Origin of the sequence: Thalassoglobus sp. JC818 (assembly GCF_040717535.1) — a bacterium.
In the GTDB taxonomy this organism is placed as follows: Bacteria; Planctomycetota; Planctomycetia; order Planctomycetales; family Planctomycetaceae; genus Thalassoglobus.
Genome location: NZ_JBFEFI010000003.1, coordinates 729,317 through 747,919, shown reverse-complemented (window position 1 = coordinate 747,919; position 18,603 = coordinate 729,317). Strand labels below are relative to the sequence as shown.

The following is an 18,603-nucleotide window of genomic DNA, read 5'->3' as shown; positions in this document are numbered from 1 at the left end:
CAGCAACGTCAGAGATTTTCTCTTCAAGTCCATAAAGTTCGGAAACATCTCCCATCCGAAAACAGATTGACAATCCGCGAGTTCGATGAGTGCGTCGATGTTTCAAGTGATGGATGTGATTCAACATGCGGCATACCTGAAGAGTCTTCAGGCATGCGGAATTGCCGCCGGTAAAGAAGAACCATTCGACTCCGACCATTGCCAAACAGGGCCGATCCGGTAAAACGGAAGTTCAATCGCCAGCAAGTTATTCCTCGCACTTCGAAGTTGCGCACATATGTCTCTCGGTTTGTTAAACGATCTGTCTCGTGATGAGTTGATTGCCTGGGTTGAGCAGGCTGGTCACGCGAGCTATCGGGCCGATCAGATTCGTCGATGGATTTTCGGGAAACGCGTCAACGATTTCGACGAAATGCACGACATTCCCGCGAGCTTGCGTTCCGCGTTGAAGGAGGAATTTCAACTTCTCGGCGCGAAAATCGTTCGGCATCAAGTCTCCGTCGACGGAACCGAAAAACTTCTGCTGGAATTCGACGACAAAGAGCAAACTGAGTGCGTCTTGATGCGGGAAAGCGACCGCAACACGATCTGTGTCAGCACACAAGTTGGCTGCGCGATGGGTTGCGTCTTTTGTGCCAGCGGACTCCTCGGCGTGAAACGCGATTTGACGACCGGTGAAATTCTCAGTCAGATCCTGCTGATGGACCGACTGCTCAGCGCTGATCAAAGAATCACGAACGTCGTCATTATGGGAATGGGTGAGCCGCTCGCCAATTTGCGCAACCTGACTCCAGCTTTGCTCACTCTGAATGAAAAAGGGGGCATGGGACTCGGCGCACGACGAATCACTGTTTCGACTGTGGGACTGCCGGAGAAAATCGCCGAGCTGGCTGCACTGAACATTCCGTTCAATCTCGCTGTCTCGCTGCATGCCCCAACGAATGAACTTCGAGACCAGATTGTTCCCGTCAACAAGAAGATTCGGCTGGAACGCATCCTGCAAGCTGCGGACAACTATTTCGACAAGACCGGTCGACGAATCACGTATGAATACGTTCTCCTCTCCGGAGTCAACGATGCGGATGAGCATGCGACGGAGTTGGGGAGGCTGTTGAAGACACGGAATGCTCACGTCAATCTCATCCCGATGAATGATGTTTCGTCACTCGATTTGACTGCTCCCTCCGCTCCTAGAACAGATCAGTTCGTGAAAATCCTGCGGTCCTGGAACGTCAACGCGACAGTCCGCAAACGCAAGGGAGCGGACATTGATGCGGCGTGCGGTCAGTTGCGTCTCGAAGAATTGACTCAACTCGAACCAGTCGCCAAAACCGCGAAACCGCAGTCGAGCCCTTCCACCACCTAATTCAGTTCAACGCAGAACTCGACCGAGAGTGTTGCATATGTGGCAACTGATCGCACAAGGGAATGACCCTAGACAGCGCTGGAGACAGCGTCTCGAAGATCAACGGGCCTATACGGTCGGGCGGTCCGTCGACTGCGATTTGCCAGTCGCCTGGGAAAACCAACTCTCACGACAACACTTTCAGCTACTCGTCGAAAACGGAACTCCCCAGCTTCTAATTTCTGAAGCAGCCAGAAATCCCGTCTTCTCACACGGAGTGGCCCTCAAGCCGGGACGACACTCTGCTCCCGAACGATTTGTGGTCGGCACAACGAGTTTCTTCCTCAACAAGATCGCTCCATCATCAACTTCCCCCAGCGGACCGTTTCAGGAACTGGTGTTCACTCAGCAGGAACTGAGACAAGTTCAGTTCGAAGATGCAGACCGACGACTGGAAGCTCTCGCCCGGCTGCCGGAACTGATTCGCGAATCGATGTCTCGTTCAGAATGTGCGACGCAACTCGTGGCGATGATTCTGGCTGGAATCCGGTACTCAGAGGGCGCCGCTGTCGTTTCACTAAACGATTCCGGAAGCATCGATATTCATGCCTGGGACCGCCGCAACGAAACTCAGGGACCATTCAAACCGAGCGTGCGACTGGTGCGTGATTCACTTCAGGATGACCGATCAGTGATGCACATCTGGGAGAAGAACCAAACGACGACCGAACAGTATACGATGGCCCCGGAGCTGGACTGGGCGTTCTGCGTTCCGTTCACAGTCTCGGACCGTGAAAGCTGGTGCATCTACGTGACTGGCAAGCTGGACTCGCCCATTCTAGAAGCAAATCCCACGAGAAAGACGATTCAATCGGACGTCCGATTTACACAACTCGTCGGCGAGGTCATAAGCAGTTCTCAAAAGATGAACCGGCTCGAAGGCCAGCTTTCCGTTCTCAGGCGGTTCCTTTCGCCTCCCATTCTGACAGCACTCGAAGAAACAGGACACGGACGCGAACTGAACATTGATCTCCTGAAACCGCGCGAGTGCGATGTCACCGTTCTCTTTTGCGACTTGCGTGGATTCAGTCAACGTGCAGAAGTTTCGAGTGATGATCTCACCGGTTTGCTCAATCGGGTGAACGGTGCTCTGGAAGTGATGTCTCAGGAGATCCTTGGTTTCGGTGGAGTGACTGGAGACTTTCTGGGAGACGCTGTACTCGGCTTCTGGGGATGGCCATTTGCTTCGGAAGACTCCCCGCTGAAAGCCTGTCGCGCAGCGGTTTCCATCCGCCGCGCGTTTGCGAAAATCCACCGTGATCCCAATCATCCGTTGACCGATTTTCAGATGGGAATCGGGATCGCTCACGGCCGCGCTGTGGCAGGGCAAATCGGAACGAGCGGACGAATGGCTGTCACCGTGTTCGGTCCAGTGGTGAATCTTGCAAGTCGACTAGAAGGACTGACGAAGAAGCTGCGCGTCCCGATTGTCATGGACGATGCAACAGCACAACTGGCTCGCAAAGGACTCACTCCCGAAGAAGGTCGAGTGAGAACGCTCGCTCGCGTCCTGCCGTACGGGTTGGAAAATGTTCTCTCCGTCAGCGAACTACTTCCGCCATTTGGTGAAGACTCAGAATTGACGGACACGCTTATCGAGAACTACGAAGAAGGCGTCCAGCAATTCGTTGATGGAGACTGGGAAGCCGCCTATCGATCCCTGCACTCCATGCCATCCAGTGATCAAGCTCAAGACTTCCTCTTGGCTACGATCACGCAGAGCAATCGTCGGGCCCCGTCGAACTGGAAAGGCGTGATCGAACTGCCAAGCAAATAGGCTGCAAAGACTCTCAATGGCATCGTGGAAGATTCTCAACTGTTAAAATTCGCAGAAGAGAGACTACACCCCACCGTCATTTTTTGGTTAAATTCGGGAACACGTCAGCTCCATCACTTCTGATGGTCAATCATTCTGACTGCAATTTACTGCCAATCATCCTCGATCGAGGTCTGAATAAATATGATCCACTACTCGTGCGATCTCTGCGGAAAGTCGCTGGGAAAAGAACGATACGAAGCGAACATTGAAATCACTCCAGTTCATGATCCAGATGAACTGACTGAAGAGGATCTCGACATCGATCATCTTCAACAGATCGGAGAAGAGATCTCCAAAATGGGCTCCACGAAAGAATTTGAGCTCGAAGAAACCGGCCCGAAAAGAATGAAGTTCGACTTCTGCACGGCCTGCGCACATCGCTTTGCGAAAACGCCGCTACATCCGAAAATGACTCGGGCCGTCCGGTACAGCGAGAACTAGAGCATCTTCAACTCTGGTTCGCAGCGATTCAAACAGGCAATCGCTCACTGTTGAGAAGAGAAGTACACCGGCGACGACACAGACACTTCCTGTGCTCACTCCGATAGACTGCCAGCTTCTCTTCTCACACCACTGACGATCATTCGACAAAGCATGGATCGCCAAGAGCAAGTTGCTCTTTCCTGTGCACTCGGTTTCGATGTTTCACAAGCCGAAACGCCGAGCTTGCTCGTACGAGATCGTGCACACCAAGTCGAAAAACGCTCTAAGAGTTCGTCGCGGGAATGATCAGCCATGAGCCGAAAGCGTTTTCGTCGTCCATCCAGGACCGGACCAGTTCTCTTCGTCCTCTTGATCCTGTGGATTGCGTATCGGCTCTACTCTGTTTCGGAGCAGCAACAACAGGCTCCAGTCGCGACTTACGAGAACGTCGTTGTGGCGCGCGTTGTCGATGGGGACACCTTGCTGCTCGACTCAGGTGCCCGATTGCGGCTTCTCGGAGTCGACACTCCCGAAACCAAACACCCGGATCTCCCTCCGCAACCGTTCGGGCTGGAAGCGACTCAATTCACAGAACGTTTCATACAGTCAGGCGATGTGCGGCTTGAATTTGACCGAGAACGATTTGACAACTACGGAAGAATTCTCGCCTTCGTTTTCGTCAATGATCGCATGCTCAACGAAGAGCTAGTCGCTGCCGGATTGGCAACGGCAGAGCCACAATACCCCTATCGAGGCGACTACAAACGCAGGTTCCTCAAGGCAGAGGAGTCCGCGAAGGCAGCACGTCTCGCAATCTGGTCGATTCAAGAATTGCCCAAACAAGAAATTCTCCGCGAGTTTTGACCAGCCGGATCGTTTTTTCTTGAGCCGGGAGGGCATTTGTGAATGCTCTATTCTCGCCATCGGCAATTTTTGCTAGTAATATCGCGTCCAAGACGGATTTCCGATCGCTTATTGTCTGATGTCCCAAACGACATAGTGATCGTATGATCATCGGAGGATCACGATGCAGAAACCTGAACCTATCCCACGTCCACGTCATCTCTTTCCGGAGGTGGCTGCGCTGGCGATCGCTGTTAAGCGGGGAATTCTGCGATGTCTCTGGTGGCTGAAGGGCGATGACACTTGGGAACCGGTCTGGTCAATAGGTGCCATTGCTGGTGTCGCCGGAATTATGATGGCGGTGTTTCTGTTCTTTCTTCAGGGACCGAGGCTCTCTGCCGATTCACAAATGCAGGAGAACTCTGCACGCGCGCTTCTGAGCATGCCTGATTCTGCTGAAGAAGAACTGACTCCGACTCTGGCCGTCGACGAGCCCGCGATTCCGAAACAAGACCTCGTCTTTCCCGACCTCGGTCTGCCTGCAGAACCGCCTCCTCAGCGTCCTGACTTCTCAGCCTCGACTTTCGACAGAACTCGATTTCGTTCTCCATGGGACCAGAGAGAAATTGCAATGTCGGTCGCTCGACCGGTTCGACTACCGCAACAGTTGATCCCCGACAACTGGTCGGCGATGGCATTCAATACTCGGACTTCTCCTCCTTCAGAGTCTTATCTCGATTCCGGAATGGCTCCACCGGTGCAACCGCTGTTGCAAGTCGTTTCGCGAGATGTCCTGACTCCGTTTGAAAGGTTCACCTCAACCCTGCAATCCGGAATTGTGATCGAAAAGATTCTCCCTGAAGTGATGCTCAAAGGAGAAGTTTCCACTTATCGGATTCTGGTGACGAACGAATCGCTGAACGACATCGATGCGGTGGTTGTGAACGAGCAACTCTCGTCGATGGAAGATGTTCAAAGTGTTCGCCCTTTGGCAGCGATCAATGGTTCTTCTTTGCAGTGGACAATAGAAAGCCTCGCAGCAGGCGAAACGCGGGAACTGAGTGTAAGCGTTCTGCCGTCGCAAAGCTCTACGATCGAAACACACACGACTGCCCGAGTAGTCTCGTCGATTGGCGCACTCGCCACCGTTGAACTGCCTCCGGAAGAAGATTCTCAACCGCCCGTCCTTCTCGCAGAAGACGAAGAAGAAATTCTGCCCGTGTTTCCCGAGCCAGAAAAAGTCAGCGAGCCGCAACCGAAGCCTGAACCGGCAATGCCCGAAGAACCTCTCGCAACGACACCACCTCCCATCGCTCGTCCAGTCGAAACGGCACCGATGGAACCGATGATCGAAGAGCCAGTCGTTGAACCGGTGCGAGCCCCACTCTTGGAACTCGTCATCGAAGACCCTTCAACGCTTGAGGTTGGGGAAAACCTAAGCCTCGATTTTACAGTCACGAACATTGGAAATGCCCCCGCTGAGAACGTCTTACTGGTCGTGAAATTGTCCGATGAGTTTCGTCACAAGCATGGCGAAACGGTGCAGCACACCATCGATCGACTGGAACCGGGGGAAGCACGCCACGCCGTTCTACGCGCTCGGACAAAGAACACCGGGCAAGGTCTTCTGCATACTTCTCTGACACTTCAGAAGACGGAAACCGATTCACGCGACCTCGTGATCCCAGTTGTTCAGCATCGCGAGCAACGGCAAGCCAGCCGCCCAATTTCGTCAGTCAGATCGCCCCGATCTCACCAAGCAATTAGCAGAGGCGAGTTTGCAGCTGAGTGGAAAGCAACTTCTCTGAAATAAGCTCACTCACCCGGATAGTCTTTCTGCGTGACGATCACATTCTGAGTTGAAGCAATCTCCAAGACGCTCCAACAACTTGATCAGGCTGCATGATCGCATCCGCAATCGACGATCTTTTCTCGCATCGTGTTCCTGAACCTGCCAGAGAGTATCAAACTCGAAGCTCCTGATTTGGTTGGAATCTCATTTCGAAATGTGTGCTGTTTCAATCGGAACGGTCAGTACACGCCCTGAGGGGGAAGCGGTTTCTGCGCGTGCTGTTCGCGTTCATTGAAAGCGATGGTAAGTCTCGTGTATTGTCGAGGGCTGCATTGATCGAGATACCAACAGGTTGTTCATATGTTTCTTGCTTTTTCGGGTGAACGTCGAAAGTTCACGAACTCATCGAGGCGCCCCACATACTCTCAAGCGGTACATCCTCGACGTTCATTCGCAAAGTGGTCCCTGCTCGCTGCACTCATCTGCTTGCTCTCATTGAACGGAATCAGCAAAGCACAGGAGGAACAGCAAACTGCCGAAGAATCGGATCGCGAAGCACGGCCCAAGCCGAACGTTCTACTGATCATGGTCGACGACTTGAACGACTGGATTGGATGCATGCGTGGGCATCCCGGAACTCAGACTCCGAACATTGATGCACTTTCACGCGAAGGTGTGTTGTTCATGAACGCACATTGCCAGGGCCCGATTTGTGGTCCGTCGCGTGCGTCGATGCTGTCAGGGCTCTTCCCTCACACAACCGGGGTTTATCAACAGCCAACAAAAGACAATCTCGGGAAAGACGAAGAGCACTTCCGCGGCAAACTGCTGCCTGAGTACTTCGCTCAAAATGGTTACGAAACGCTCGGCGTGGGAAAGATCACTCACGGGTATCCCGAAGACGTGGCTTTTCAGAAATACGGGGGCTGGAAAGATGGATTCGGCCCAAAACCTGAGGGGGGAAAACGCTTCAATTACGAACTTCCTTCAAGCCCGTATTCAGGCACACAAACCGATTGGGGAGCCTTTCCCGAACGAGATGAACAAATGCCCGATTTCCGCTCGGCAAGCTGGGCGATCGAGCAACTGGAAAGCGATCACGACAAACCGTTCTTTCTCGCGGTCGGCATGGTTCGGCCACACGTTCCGTTTTACGTCCCGGAGAAGTGGTTCGAACAATTTCCTCTCGAAAGTGTCGTCCTTCCCAAGTTCTATCGAGAGGACCAAAACGATATTCCAGAGCTAGGAATTCGCATTCACGAGTTGCCGAAGTATCCGGATCTCGCCTTCCTGCAAGCGAACAACGACGAACAGTATCGAAAGTGTGTTCAGGCTTACCTGGCGTGCATCAACTTTGTCGACTTCCAGATTGGTCGAGTGCTCCAGTCACTCATGGCCAGTGACTACGCAGACAATACGGTCATTGTTTTGTGCAGCGATCACGGCTATCACATCGGCGAGAAAGATCGCGTCTCCAAGCACAGCCTTTGGGAAGAGTCGACTCACGTCCCGCTAATCATCTCGCTGCCCGTTCATCGAAACGATCCGCGTGAAATCATACGGCGAAACCAACTGCCCGTGGGACTCATCGACATCTATCCAACTCTGCTCGAGTTGTGTGGTCTCCCCGCGAATCCTTCCAATGAAGGCGAAAGCCTCGTCCCGTTACTCTTCCAACCGCAAGTCGATGGTTGGCGCGAAGCCATTCTAACAACCTACGCCAAAGGCAATCACGCACTACGTACTGAAACTCATCGTCTCATTCGCTACGAAGATGGTCGGTTCGAGTTGTATGACCACACTTCCGATCCCGAAGAGTGGAACAATCTCGCCGGTCCTGCTCAAACCAGCCGGGCTGCGATGGAAGTCAACTTCGAACTTGCGCAGCATCTGAGTCAGTACTTTCCTAAGACGGAAGCGGACTATCATCCATCCACCAGCCGCAGTGCGATTAACGCATGGTTCGAGGAGCACCTCAAAGCGAACGGTGTGATTCCCTCCGACACCCCCGAAGAATAGTCCGTCCGACTTCCAGCGCTCACCTTCATTTTTATGATTGGACTGCAATGACATTCATGCGACTTCTGCTCATCGGTTCGTTCCTCGCGTGTTGGTGCCAGGAGGCGATCTCGTCCGAGCGGCCGAATGTCATTCTTGTCATGTGTGATGATCTAGGGTGGAGCGACGTTCGCTTCAACAATCCGGACTCCCCGATCAACACTCCTCATCTCGACGAGATGGCGAAGTCGGGAATGCGTTTCGAACGGTTTTACTCCGCTGGATCAGTCTGCAGCCCAACCCGCGGATCGTGCCTGACCGGGCGGCATCCTCATCGATACGGCGTCTATTCGGCCAACACCGGACACCTCAAAGCAGGTGAAATCACGCTGCCTGAAATTCTTCGTGAACAAGGTTACACAACCGGTCACTTTGGAAAGTGGCACCTCGGGACATTGACCACTGAAATCAAAGACGCGAATCGGGGAGGCCCGAAAGGAGTCGAACATTTTTCGACTCCTCAGATGAACGGATACGATCGCTGCTTCGTCACTGAGTCAAAAGTCCCCACTTACGACCCAATGATCAAACCTCCCGGAGGAGGACAGAAGGGTTGGGACTATCTCAAAGATCGCAGCGAAGGCGTCGCCTATGGAACCCGCTACTGGAACGAGAAAGGCGAAATCGTTGAAGAGAACCTCAACGGTGACGACTCTCGAATCATTATGGATCGGGCGATCCCCTTCATTGAACAAGCTGCCAGGGGCGATACTCCTTTCTTCGCAGCCATCTGGTTTCACGCACCGCATCTCCCGGTCGTGGCTGGCCCTGAGCATGTTGCTCCGTATGAGAAATATGACTCGTATGAGCGCAATTACTACGGCTGTATTTCCGCTCTGGATGAACAGGTTGGCCGACTGCGTGCAACGTTGAAAACTCTCGGAGTCGACCAGAGCACCATGATCTGGTTTTGCTCCGACAACGGACCGGAAGGGCAGTCCGGAAAAGCTCCGGGATCTGCATCTCCATTCCGTGGACGAAAGCGTTCGCTCTACGAAGGAGGCGTGCGCGTCCCTGCAATCGTGGAGTGGCCGGGGCACGTTCCAGCAGGCGCCGTATGTTCATCTCCTGCTGTCACCAGTGATTACCTTCCAACGGTTCTCGAAGCGATGGAGTTGACCTACCCCGATGACCGACCAATCGACGGAGTTTCATTGACCCACTACTTTGATGGCTCTTCTCCTGAGCGAGGCAAACCGATCGGGTTTCAGTTCCAGAAACAGCGATCATGGGTGACCGACCAGTTCAAATTGTACTCGTCCGATTCCGGCAAGACATGGGAACTTTACGACCTCTCAACGGATCCCAGCGAAGAACAAAACATCGCTGCCGATCATCCAGATCGAGTCAAAGCGATGGCCGAAGAAATTCAGGCCTGGATTGACTCGTGTGCGAACAGCGACGCTGAAAAAGATTACTCAAACAAAGAATGAGTCAGGTCCACTCACCTCACTGTTTGACATTGCAACCAGTCAGTTAAGAGACCGCCGACTGGCTGAAGTAAAACAATGAGCGAGTCGCTTTCATCCACCTACAGAAATCCCACTGCACTTTGAAATCAAGTGAAAAGGAAACCGATGACACCATCGAATCTTGATCGACGAACGTTCATTCAAGCGGTAGCAGCTGGCGCCGGTGCTGTTGGAATGGGGAAGATTGCTTCTGCACAGAAAACCGACTCCGCAGGGGGAAGTTGGATTCAACCGGGAAGCACAATCTTGTTTCAGGGAGATTCCATTACCGATGCTGGACGTCAACGCGACACCGCATCCATCCCCAACAAGCAACCCGGTCTAGGGAACGGATACGCCTGGATGGCGGCGTCTCAAATGCTGGTTGCTCACTCAGACGACCAGCTCAAGATTTTCAATCGTGGCATCAGCGGCAACAAGGTTTTCCAACTCGCTGATCGCTGGGAGGCTGATTGCCTCGAAATCAAACCGGAAGTTCTCAGCATCCTGATCGGTGTGAACGATATCTGGCATCACCGAAACGGAAACTACGACGGAACGATCGCCACTTACCGCAAAGACTACGACGCACTTCTCGCTCGCACGGTCAAAGAGCTTCCAGAAGTCAAACTTGTCGTGTGTGAGCCGTTCCTACTGGAATGTGGCGTGATCGATGAATCCTGGTGGCCGGAATTCAATCCGTTTCGCGAAGCATCTCGCGAAATCGCTGAGAAGTTCGGGGCACGATTCGTAGCCTTTCAGGACATGTTCAACGAAGCCGTTCAGTACGCTCCGGCAGAGTACTGGGCAAAGGATGGAGTTCATCCGTCGCCGTATGGTGCTCAACTCATGGCTGGCGAATGGCTTCGCGTCGTCAACGGGTCCGACTCCTGACCTCAGCGTTTGGAATCGCGGAAGGAGAAACGCTGGTGGCGATCAAGACAATTCTGTTCGACCTCGGAAATGTGTTGCTGAATTTCTCACACGAGAAAATGTGTCGACAGATTGCAGCCCTCTTCGACGTTTCAGCTGACGAAGTTCAGGAAGTCTTTCTGAGCTCCGGAATCTATGCGGAGTTTGATCGCGGACAATTGACTGAGCAAGACGTACTGCGTCAGTTGGAGCAGCGTTTTGGACGGGACGTTGCTCTTAGCAATCTGCAGCAGGCAGCGGGTGACATCTTCGAACCGAATCTCGAAATGCACTCGCTTCTCCGCGATCTACGAAAGCGGGGATTGCGAACGGTCTTGCTCTCAAACACCTGCGTCACACATATCGAATGGATTCGCCAACACTACGAGACTCTCTCCTTGATGGACGATCTCGTTCTCTCGTACGAAGTTGGCGCATCGAAACCCGACGCAGCGATTTTCGACGCCGCATTGGAAAAGATCCAGTGTGAACCGTCGGAGTGTCTCTACACAGATGACATCGCTGGACACATCGAAGCCGGCCGACAGCATGGCCTTCAAGTCGAATTGTTCACCACCGCAGAGAAGTTCAAGACTGCCCTGCACAAGCATGGAATCAAGTGATCCCTCGAGGCCGAACCACGTTCCCGGAAGGCTGTTAGGAATTTTCCTCGGTGGTTTCGGGAGCTGGAGTTTGCGGAGCGGAACTTGATGAAGCTTGTCGCTTTGCGGTCCAGAATTCTTTGATTGATTTCAATCGGCGCGAAACGAAATTTCCTTCGACGAGGCTAACCTGCTCGCCCGTTTCCTCAGCCACAGCATGCTCAACCATCGAGACGGAAGGGTTTTTCTCGGGCAGGCTGACTTGTTTCAGCTGAGGTTTTTCGTTGGCTGCGTACTGCTGTTGGCTGGGATAAAACATCGTTCCGTTCTGGAAGTCGATGGCGAAGGCAATCGCTCCGGGCACGAAGAAGAAAACCAGCCCGATGGCGTCCATCCCGACGATCGTCCAGTCGACGTCGTCGATGGTGCCGCGTCGCTGTCCCATTCGCTCAGGATAGAGAATCGTTCCACAGCCGGAAGCCGCAGCTGCGACTCCATAGACGGCACTCGTTTTGAGGAATTTTCGTCGATTGGCTTTCTGAGTCATCTGTCTCACCTGTGTACGCATTTTTCCCGCCGGCGGAACGTGTAACGGAAACCCGGATTTCAATGCCAGTTGAGCTTCAGAAGTCGAGCAATTTGATGCAGAATCTGCCGGAACGTTGTTGATCGTTCCCTCCGAGAGTTATGATGTTTCGCACTCTCCGGTAGCTCTCGACACCTCGTCGAAGATCCCGTTGAAAATGTTTCATTTCTGCAGGATTGCATCTTCGATTGATGTGCTCCTCGCCAGACGAATTTGCTCAGCAAGACTCAGGATCATCCATGAAATTCACTCGCTCATTGTTTGTGCTCACATTGCTCTGCTTCTGTACGTCCGTTCACGGCGAAGAAGGAGAATGGGTTTCACTCTTCAATGGGAAAAATCTCGAAGGCTGGACGCCGAAAATCAAAGGGCATGAGTTGGGTGAAAACTTTGCCAATACGTTCCGAGTTGAAGATGGACTGCTGACCGTCTCATATGATGGATACGACAGCTTCGACCGTCAGTTTGGTCACCTCTTTTACAAAGACAATTTCTCCAACTACCGGTTTCGGGTTGAGTATCGGTTCATCGGTGAACAGTGTCCCGGAGGAGAAGGCTGGGCTTTGCGCAACAGTGGAGTGATGGTGCACGGAGAAGCTCCCAGCGAAATGACCAAAGATCAAGACTTCCCGACATCGATCGAAGTCCAACTGCTCGGTGGCGATGGAAAGAACAAGCGAACAACATCCAACCTGTGCACCCCGGGAACAAATGTCGTCATGGATGACAAGTTGGTCACAAAGCATTGCATCAGCTCAAGCTCAGAAACTTACCACGGTGACCAGTGGGTCACTGCCGAAATCGAAGTCCGCGGCAATGAAGTCATTCGCCACATTCTCGACGGAGAAGTTGTTCTGGAATACCAGAAACCTCAACTCGACAATCGCGATGAGCACGCTCAGGAACTCGCCGAGAAAAACGGCGGACTGATGCTGGACGGTGGCTCGATTTCACTCCAGTCGGAAAGCCATCCGATTCAGTTCCGTAAAGTCGAGATTATGGTTCTGGACGAAGAGAACTAAAACGCTAATTCTTCGACGTGAATCACTGCTGCGTCTGCACGCTCGCTTGAATTGGTTCGCACTCTGATTGCTCGTGCAAATTTGCGCTGACCATTTCAAGAACACTCAATTGGCACTTTGACATCGATTGATGCCCCCAACGAATTAAAGAGACACCAATGCAACGAAAATCCATGAGCTGCAGTTTGATGATGTTGAGCTTGTCGTTGACATGCTTTTCCGTCACAGCTTGGGGCGCAGACGTCACGCAGTTTCGCGGCACAAACGGCGACGGGATCGTTCATGAAGAGAACGTCCCGTCAACGTTCTCCGAAACCGAAAAACTGATGTGGAAAGTCGATCTCCCCGGCAAAGGTTGGTCGTCTCCTGTGGTTGCAGACGGAAAAATCTGGTTGACGACCGCTGTGGAAGTCGTCCCTGACGAAGACGAGCGTGAAAAGCTTTTGCTCGCTTCGGGTGACAATCCAAAGCAGTTCTCGCAAAAGCAAGTCGCTAAGAGTCTGACACTAAAAGTCATCCAGATTGACAGCGAAAGCGGAGAAGTCGAAGCAGTCAAAGATCTGTTCACGATCGACCGACCGGACTCCATTCACAAGACTAACAGCTATGCATCTCCAACCCCTGTGATCGACGGAGATTTTCTCTACTGCCACTTCGGAACCTACGGGACGGTCTGTCTCAACAGGTCCGATTTGTCGACTGTCTGGGAGCGAACAATTCCAGTCGTTCACAGCGTGGGACCGGGCAGTTCCCCGTTCATCTGCAAAGACCTCGTCGTATTGATTTGCGATGGAATCAACCGACAGTTTGTCATCGCCCTGGATAAGAAAACCGGCGAGACAGCCTGGGAAGTTGACCGACCGGAGATGGATGCATCGGACGGCGAACAGAAAAAGTCATACAACACTCCCGTTTTCGTCACTGACGCTCAGGGCCGCGAGCAGTTGATCTGCATGAGTTCACAATGGATCGTCTCTTACATTCCGGAGACCGGGGAAGAAATCTGGCGAGTCCGACACGGCAAGGGTTTCTCTGTTGTCCCACGTCCCGTCGTCCAGAACGACATCATCTTCATTTCGACCGGGTTCATGAAAGCCGAGATGTGGGCGATCAGAATCGACGGTTCCGGTGATGTCACGGACTCCCATGTCCTCTGGAAAGAGACTCGAAATATCCCCACAAAACCATCACCAATTGTCGTGAACGAGAACATTTTCGTAATAAACGACACCGGCATCGCCACTTGCTTCGATTCAGAAACTGGAGAGACAATCTGGCGAGAACGGATCGGTGGGAATTTCTCTGCTTCTCCAGTCCTTGTCGACCAGAAGCTGTTTCTTGCCAGCCAGGAAGGCGTTGTGACAATACTCGACCCGGAGAACGACTTTAGCGTCATCGCAGAGAATCAATTGTCCGGCCAGATCATGGCCTCTCCAATCGTGTTTGAAGACTCCCTCGTGATTCGGACAGATTCCGCACTCTACCGTTTTCGCGAAAACGAAAAGTCTCCCGCATCGGGAAGAGTTTCAAGCGTTGATCGCCCCTGATTCCCATTTGAGTTGTAAACTCACCGAGTGGGAGAATGGAATTCGAAACCCTGCGAGTGGCGAATGGTGTGTTGAAGCTTCACAGATTCCGGGAATTCTGTGTCGACGAGAAAGCGAATTGAGCAATGTTGCCTGAAGAGAGCGATTCCCCTTCCGACAAAAGTCTGAAGCCAGAATCAGGTATCCATGAAGAGACGTTCATTTCGGGTGGCTTGACGTCATCGGGCCCGAACGAAGCTTTCTCCCCGCAAAGTCCCGAAGACTGGATCGGAAGAAAACTCGGTCACTACGAAATTCGGCAATTGGTCGGCCGCGGGGGAATGGGAATCGTTTACCTCGCTCACGATGTGTCGATCGATCGAGACGTGGCCATCAAGATGCTTCCCAACGAACTGGCAAACGATCCGGTTCTCCTCCAAAGGTTTCAAGCTGAAGCGAGAAGTGCTGGCAAACTCCAGCATCATCATGTCGTTTCCATCTACGAAGTTGGTGAAGACCAGTCTGCGAATTTCCTGGTCATGGAACTGGTCTCAGGGGGAAGCGCTTCGGAGAGACTTTCAAAGCAGGGACCATTGCCGATTAGCGATGCGACCCTCGCCATCATTCAGGCCTGTCAGGGGATCTCAGCTGCGCATCGACTGGGGTTGGTTCACCGCGACATCAAACCCGCCAACCTGTTGTTCAATGAACAAGGCGAAATCAAGATCTCTGACTTCGGTCTCGCAAAGAGCCTGAAGCATGAAACGCTGCAAATGACTCGCGACGGGCAAGTCGTCGGCACTCCCTACTATATGAGTCCTGAGCAGTGTGAGTCTCGACCCGTCGACGCTCGAAGCGATGTCTATTCATTGGGAGCAACCTACTACAGCCTGCTGACTGCGAAATCGCCGTACGAAGAGAGTACGAGCATCGTTCAGGTGATGTATTCGCACTGCCACGCTCCGCCTCCCGATCCACGAGTCGTGCGGGCCACCGTTCCTGTTGCGTGTGCGGAGATCATCAACAAGGCGATGGCGATTGATCCCGAGGATCGTTACCAATCGGTCGACGAGATGCGTGTCGATCTCGAAGCAGTGCTTGCGGCAATTTCCGGGCATGGGATTCAACTTCCGAGTCAATCGGGAAGCTATTCGAAACTACCTGCTCTCAACTCCCAGAAGAGCTCGCGATCGTTCGGACTTCCGATGGCCCTTGCTGCCGGATTGCTGTTGCTGCTCGCTGGGTTCGCCTTCTTCGCAAATCGAAACCAGGATCGTCCGCCAGGAAATGAATCGATTGGTGCCGGCAACCCTGCTGATCCTGACACTGCAGCAATTACTCCTCCTCAAGGAGAACCAATTCGAATCGGCCTGCTGCATTCGCTCTCGGGAACGATGTCTCAAAGTGAAAGCCCCGTCGCAGATGCAGCTCTGCTTGCGATCGAAGAACTGAATCAAAACGGAGGAGTCCTCGGTCGACCAGTGGAAGCAGTCGTGGCTGATGGACGATCCGACTGGGACGTCTTCGCGCGGGAAGCTAAGCGACTCATTCATGACGAAGAAGTGGTGACGGTCTTCGGCTGCTGGACTTCAGCGAGCCGAAAAACGATTGTCCCGATTTTCGAAGAATCCAATCATTTGCTCGTCTATCCGCTGCAGTACGAAGGAGTCGAAGAGTCCCCCAACGTCATTTACATGGGTGCCGCTCCCAACCAACAAATTTTGCCAGCCATCAAGTGGGCGTACGCATTCGACAATCGGCGTCGATTCTTCTTTGTCGGATCAGATTATGTGTTTCCTCGCGTGGCTTACGAAATCGCCAAGGATCAACTGGAAGAATTGGGAACGGAACTCGTTGGCACGCGATTCCTGCCGCTGGGAAGTCATCGCGTCGACGAAGTCGTTGCAGAGATTGTCGCTGCGAAAGCGGATGTCATCCTGAACTGCATCAATGGTTCCACGAACACCGATTTCTTCCAGGCGCTTCGCAAAGCAGGAGTGACTCCAGCAAATTGTCCGACGATCTCTTTCAGTATCGGTGAGCAAGAACTTCGCCAGTTGAACGTCGATGAAATGGTCGGCGACTACGCCGCCTGGAACTATTTTCAGTCGATCAATTCACCGGTGAACGAAGAGTTCGTATCTCGCTTTCATAAAAAGTACGGACCTCAACATGTCATCACAGATCCGATGGAAGCGGAGTACGCTGGCATCAAGCTGTGGGCCAAAGCTGTGGAACAAGCCGAAAGCACAGATCCGCCTGCGATCCGAAAAGCATTCCTGAACCAAAAACTGGAAGCACCCGAGGGACCAATTCGAATCGACCCCGCGACACAACACTGCTTCAAAACTCCACGAATCGGACAGATTCGACCGAATGGGCAATTCGACATCATCTGGACCGACGCCAAACCGGTTGCACCTGCACCATATCCACCATCGCGTTCAACTCAGGATTGGAGAGCGGTTCTTCACGACCTCTATAGCGGTTGGGGAAACCAATGGTCTGCTCCGTCGGGTGACTGACAGCTTGTTATGTCGCTGGCGTTAACTCGTCTGTGGCAGACTCCTTCGCCAGACGTTCGCCCTCGCGGACAATTCCGTTGAGCATCCCGGTGAACACAAACTGGTGAAGCGGCCAGATGGTGTACCAATAAGCGATACCGAACAAGCCGACCGGATCGAATTCGGCAGTCTGTCGAATTTGACACTGACCGTTCTCGAGATCTTCGACATCAAACGTCAGCCATGCTCTTCCGGGAAGTTTCATCTCCGCAGCCAGGCGAAGTCGCTTCGGCGGATCGAATGCTTCAACGCGCCAGAAGTCAAGAGCGTCACCGACAGCCAGATTGACCGGATGATTTCGTCGCCGACGCAATCCGACTCCACCGACAAGCAAGTCGATGAATCCGCGCAGCCTCCACAGCACGTTCCCGTAATACCAACCGGTCTTTCCACCGATTCTTTGAATGGGAGCGAATGCCTGCTCAGGAGAGAGCTCAACCTCGCGAGTTCGAGAATCCATCAGCCGGTTTCGAAACTTGGCGCCCCCCCAGGATCTCACAGGCCCCGCAGAAGAAAGAGAATCTGTCCATCGAGTCTCAGCAATTTCACGATCCTCGTTGGCCAAAGCTCTCGCAATAGCTTCACTGAATCCACGCGGCTGAAAATCAAAGTCGTCGAGAGCTGAGAAGTCGGTCACCACCGTCGGATTCTTCAAACTCTCGATCAGCTTTCGCCCGATCCTTGCATACACCGGCGTCACCAGCCCCAGCCACAAACTGCTTAGCCAGGGAGAGAGAAACGGAACCGGAATCACCAATCGCCGCAACCCTCGCTGGCGGGCGTATTCCTTCATGATGCCCCCGTACGAAACTCGATCAGGGCCACCAATCTCGTAGACTTTGCTCTCCTCAACCGGATGATTCAAAACCTGAGTGAGGTACTCCAGAATGTCTTCAATCGCAATCGGCGAAGCTTCGGTTGAAACCCATTTCGGCCAGAGCATTACCGGCAGCTTGCGAACGAGTGAACGAACCAGTTCGAAGGAAAGACTACCCGACCCGATAATGATCGACGCTCGAAACTCGATCACCTGAGCCTCTGACTCGTGAAGCAAATCCCCCACTTCATGTCGACTGCGAAGATGTTTGGAAAGTCGATCGCTTTCGCTGCCAAGACCGCCCAGGTAGATGATCCGATTCACACCGGCCGCCCGACATGCGAGCGCGAAATTCTTCGCCCCCCGACGATCATCATCTTCAAAGTCGCTGCGAGTCCCCATCGAATGGACGAGGTAATACGCTGTATGTACCCCAGCAACTGCTTCTTTCAAAGAATCTCGATCGAGGACATCTCCCTGAACAATCTCCGTTGTCGGTGCAACACGAGAAACAAGATTCTCGGGCCGCCTTGCCATACATCGCACATGACATCCCGACTCTTCAAGCCGGGAAAGCAATCTGCCTCCGACGTAGCCGGTTCCTCCGGTCACGAGTATTCGCTGGTGAAATGCTGCGTCAGCCATTCTCCGCTCATTGCTGAATCGAGATTCAATCGTTCTGCTTTACGACTCGATTATAGGCGGAATCCGAGAATTGCGAATCGCAGGACTGAGAGCGAAAGCACCATCGAGAGCGCATCGAATTCGAAGAGTTGTATGGGC

15 protein-coding genes are annotated in these 18,603 nt (G+C 53.0%); 13 read left to right on the top strand and 2 right to left on the bottom strand.

Annotated features, from left to right (window positions below):
• Window positions 1-97: 97 nt before the first annotated feature.
• The 10 genes from AB1L42_RS10755 (at window position 98) to AB1L42_RS10710 (ending at window position 11,326) form a co-directional block, all read left to right on the top strand.
• Window positions 98-223, top strand: a complete 126-nt coding sequence (locus tag AB1L42_RS10755; RefSeq protein WP_367054539.1) for a hypothetical protein — start codon at window positions 98-100, stop codon at window positions 221-223.
• Window positions 224-277: 54 nt separating this feature from the next.
• Window positions 278-1,366, top strand: a complete 1,089-nt coding sequence (gene rlmN, locus AB1L42_RS10750) for a 23S rRNA (adenine(2503)-C(2))-methyltransferase RlmN (protein ID WP_367054536.1) — start codon at window positions 278-280, stop codon at window positions 1,364-1,366.
• A 37-nt stretch (window positions 1,367-1,403) separates the two neighbouring features.
• Entirely contained in the window at window positions 1,404-3,182 is a 1,779-nt protein-coding gene (locus AB1L42_RS10745; RefSeq protein WP_367054533.1) for an adenylate/guanylate cyclase domain-containing protein, read from the top strand.
• Between the two features lie 183 nt (window positions 3,183-3,365).
• Window positions 3,366-3,665, top strand: coding sequence for a hypothetical protein (locus AB1L42_RS10740; RefSeq protein WP_367054528.1), 300 nt, complete (start codon window positions 3,366-3,368; stop codon window positions 3,663-3,665).
• Between the two features lie 294 nt (window positions 3,666-3,959).
• Window positions 3,960-4,511, top strand: coding sequence for a thermonuclease family protein (locus AB1L42_RS10735; protein ID WP_367054521.1), 552 nt, complete (start codon window positions 3,960-3,962; stop codon window positions 4,509-4,511).
• Window positions 4,512-4,674: 163 nt separating this feature from the next.
• Window positions 4,675-6,303, top strand: a complete 1,629-nt coding sequence (locus AB1L42_RS10730; RefSeq protein ID WP_367054515.1) for a hypothetical protein — start codon at window positions 4,675-4,677, stop codon at window positions 6,301-6,303.
• Between the two features lie 339 nt (window positions 6,304-6,642).
• A complete protein-coding gene (locus tag AB1L42_RS10725; RefSeq protein WP_367054512.1) occupies window positions 6,643-8,301 on the top strand; it encodes a sulfatase in 1,659 nt (552 codons plus the stop codon).
• 47 nt (window positions 8,302-8,348) lie between these two features.
• Window positions 8,349-9,773 carry a sulfatase-like hydrolase/transferase gene (locus tag AB1L42_RS10720; RefSeq protein WP_367054507.1) on the top strand — a complete coding sequence of 475 codons (1,425 nt, stop codon included), beginning with the start codon at window positions 8,349-8,351 and terminating at the stop codon, window positions 9,771-9,773.
• 144 nt (window positions 9,774-9,917) lie between these two features.
• On the top strand, window positions 9,918-10,685 hold the full coding sequence (locus tag AB1L42_RS10715) for an SGNH/GDSL hydrolase family protein (protein WP_367054501.1): 768 nt from the start codon (window positions 9,918-9,920) through the stop codon (window positions 10,683-10,685).
• A gap of 35 nt (window positions 10,686-10,720) precedes the next feature.
• The gene (locus AB1L42_RS10710) at window positions 10,721-11,326 is read left to right on the top strand and encodes an HAD family phosphatase (protein ID WP_367054496.1); all 606 of its coding nucleotides are present in this window, start codon (window positions 10,721-10,723) and stop codon (window positions 11,324-11,326) included.
• A 34-nt stretch (window positions 11,327-11,360) separates the two neighbouring features.
• Here AB1L42_RS10710 and AB1L42_RS10705 read toward each other — a convergent pair whose 3' ends face one another.
• Complete coding sequence (locus AB1L42_RS10705; protein WP_367054493.1) at window positions 11,361-11,852, bottom strand: twin-arginine translocation signal domain-containing protein; 492 nt, start codon at window positions 11,850-11,852, stop codon at window positions 11,361-11,363.
• A gap of 278 nt (window positions 11,853-12,130) precedes the next feature.
• On the opposite strand from AB1L42_RS10705, the gene AB1L42_RS10700 reads away from it, so the two are divergent.
• From AB1L42_RS10700 to AB1L42_RS10690, 3 genes are all read left to right on the top strand, one after another.
• Complete coding sequence (locus AB1L42_RS10700) at window positions 12,131-12,913, top strand: DUF1080 domain-containing protein (RefSeq protein ID WP_367054486.1); 783 nt, start codon at window positions 12,131-12,133, stop codon at window positions 12,911-12,913.
• Window positions 12,914-13,071: 158 nt separating this feature from the next.
• Window positions 13,072-14,460, top strand: a complete 1,389-nt coding sequence (locus AB1L42_RS10695) for a PQQ-binding-like beta-propeller repeat protein (RefSeq protein ID WP_367054483.1) — start codon at window positions 13,072-13,074, stop codon at window positions 14,458-14,460.
• A gap of 125 nt (window positions 14,461-14,585) precedes the next feature.
• Complete coding sequence (locus tag AB1L42_RS10690) at window positions 14,586-16,964, top strand: transporter substrate-binding protein (RefSeq protein WP_367054480.1); 2,379 nt, start codon at window positions 14,586-14,588, stop codon at window positions 16,962-16,964.
• Window positions 16,965-16,971: 7 nt separating this feature from the next.
• Here the strand turns inward: AB1L42_RS10690 and AB1L42_RS10685 are convergent, their stop codons facing one another.
• Window positions 16,972-18,465, bottom strand: a complete 1,494-nt coding sequence (locus AB1L42_RS10685; protein ID WP_367054475.1) for an SDR family oxidoreductase — start codon at window positions 18,463-18,465, stop codon at window positions 16,972-16,974.
• Window positions 18,466-18,603: the final 138 nt, after the last annotated feature.

Coding starts and splice junctions, on each gene's coding strand:
- AB1L42_RS10755 (WP_367054539.1), top strand. CDS start 98: ATGTTTCAAGTGATGGATGTGATTCAACATGCGGCATACCTGAAGAGT.
- rlmN (WP_367054536.1), top strand. CDS start 278: ATGTCTCTCGGTTTGTTAAACGATCTGTCTCGTGATGAGTTGATTGCC.
- AB1L42_RS10745 (WP_367054533.1), top strand. CDS start 1,404: ATGTGGCAACTGATCGCACAAGGGAATGACCCTAGACAGCGCTGGAGA.
- AB1L42_RS10740 (WP_367054528.1), top strand. CDS start 3,366: ATGATCCACTACTCGTGCGATCTCTGCGGAAAGTCGCTGGGAAAAGAA.
- AB1L42_RS10735 (WP_367054521.1), top strand. CDS start 3,960: ATGAGCCGAAAGCGTTTTCGTCGTCCATCCAGGACCGGACCAGTTCTC.
- AB1L42_RS10730 (WP_367054515.1), top strand. CDS start 4,675: ATGCAGAAACCTGAACCTATCCCACGTCCACGTCATCTCTTTCCGGAG.
- AB1L42_RS10725 (WP_367054512.1), top strand. CDS start 6,643: ATGTTTCTTGCTTTTTCGGGTGAACGTCGAAAGTTCACGAACTCATCG.
- AB1L42_RS10720 (WP_367054507.1), top strand. CDS start 8,349: ATGACATTCATGCGACTTCTGCTCATCGGTTCGTTCCTCGCGTGTTGG.
- AB1L42_RS10715 (WP_367054501.1), top strand. CDS start 9,918: ATGACACCATCGAATCTTGATCGACGAACGTTCATTCAAGCGGTAGCA.
- AB1L42_RS10705 (WP_367054493.1), bottom strand. CDS start 11,852: ATGACTCAGAAAGCCAATCGACGAAAATTCCTCAAAACGAGTGCCGTC.
- AB1L42_RS10700 (WP_367054486.1), top strand. CDS start 12,131: ATGAAATTCACTCGCTCATTGTTTGTGCTCACATTGCTCTGCTTCTGT.
- AB1L42_RS10695 (WP_367054483.1), top strand. CDS start 13,072: ATGCAACGAAAATCCATGAGCTGCAGTTTGATGATGTTGAGCTTGTCG.
- AB1L42_RS10690 (WP_367054480.1), top strand. CDS start 14,586: ATGTTGCCTGAAGAGAGCGATTCCCCTTCCGACAAAAGTCTGAAGCCA.
- AB1L42_RS10685 (WP_367054475.1), bottom strand. CDS start 18,465: ATGGCTGACGCAGCATTTCACCAGCGAATACTCGTGACCGGAGGAACC.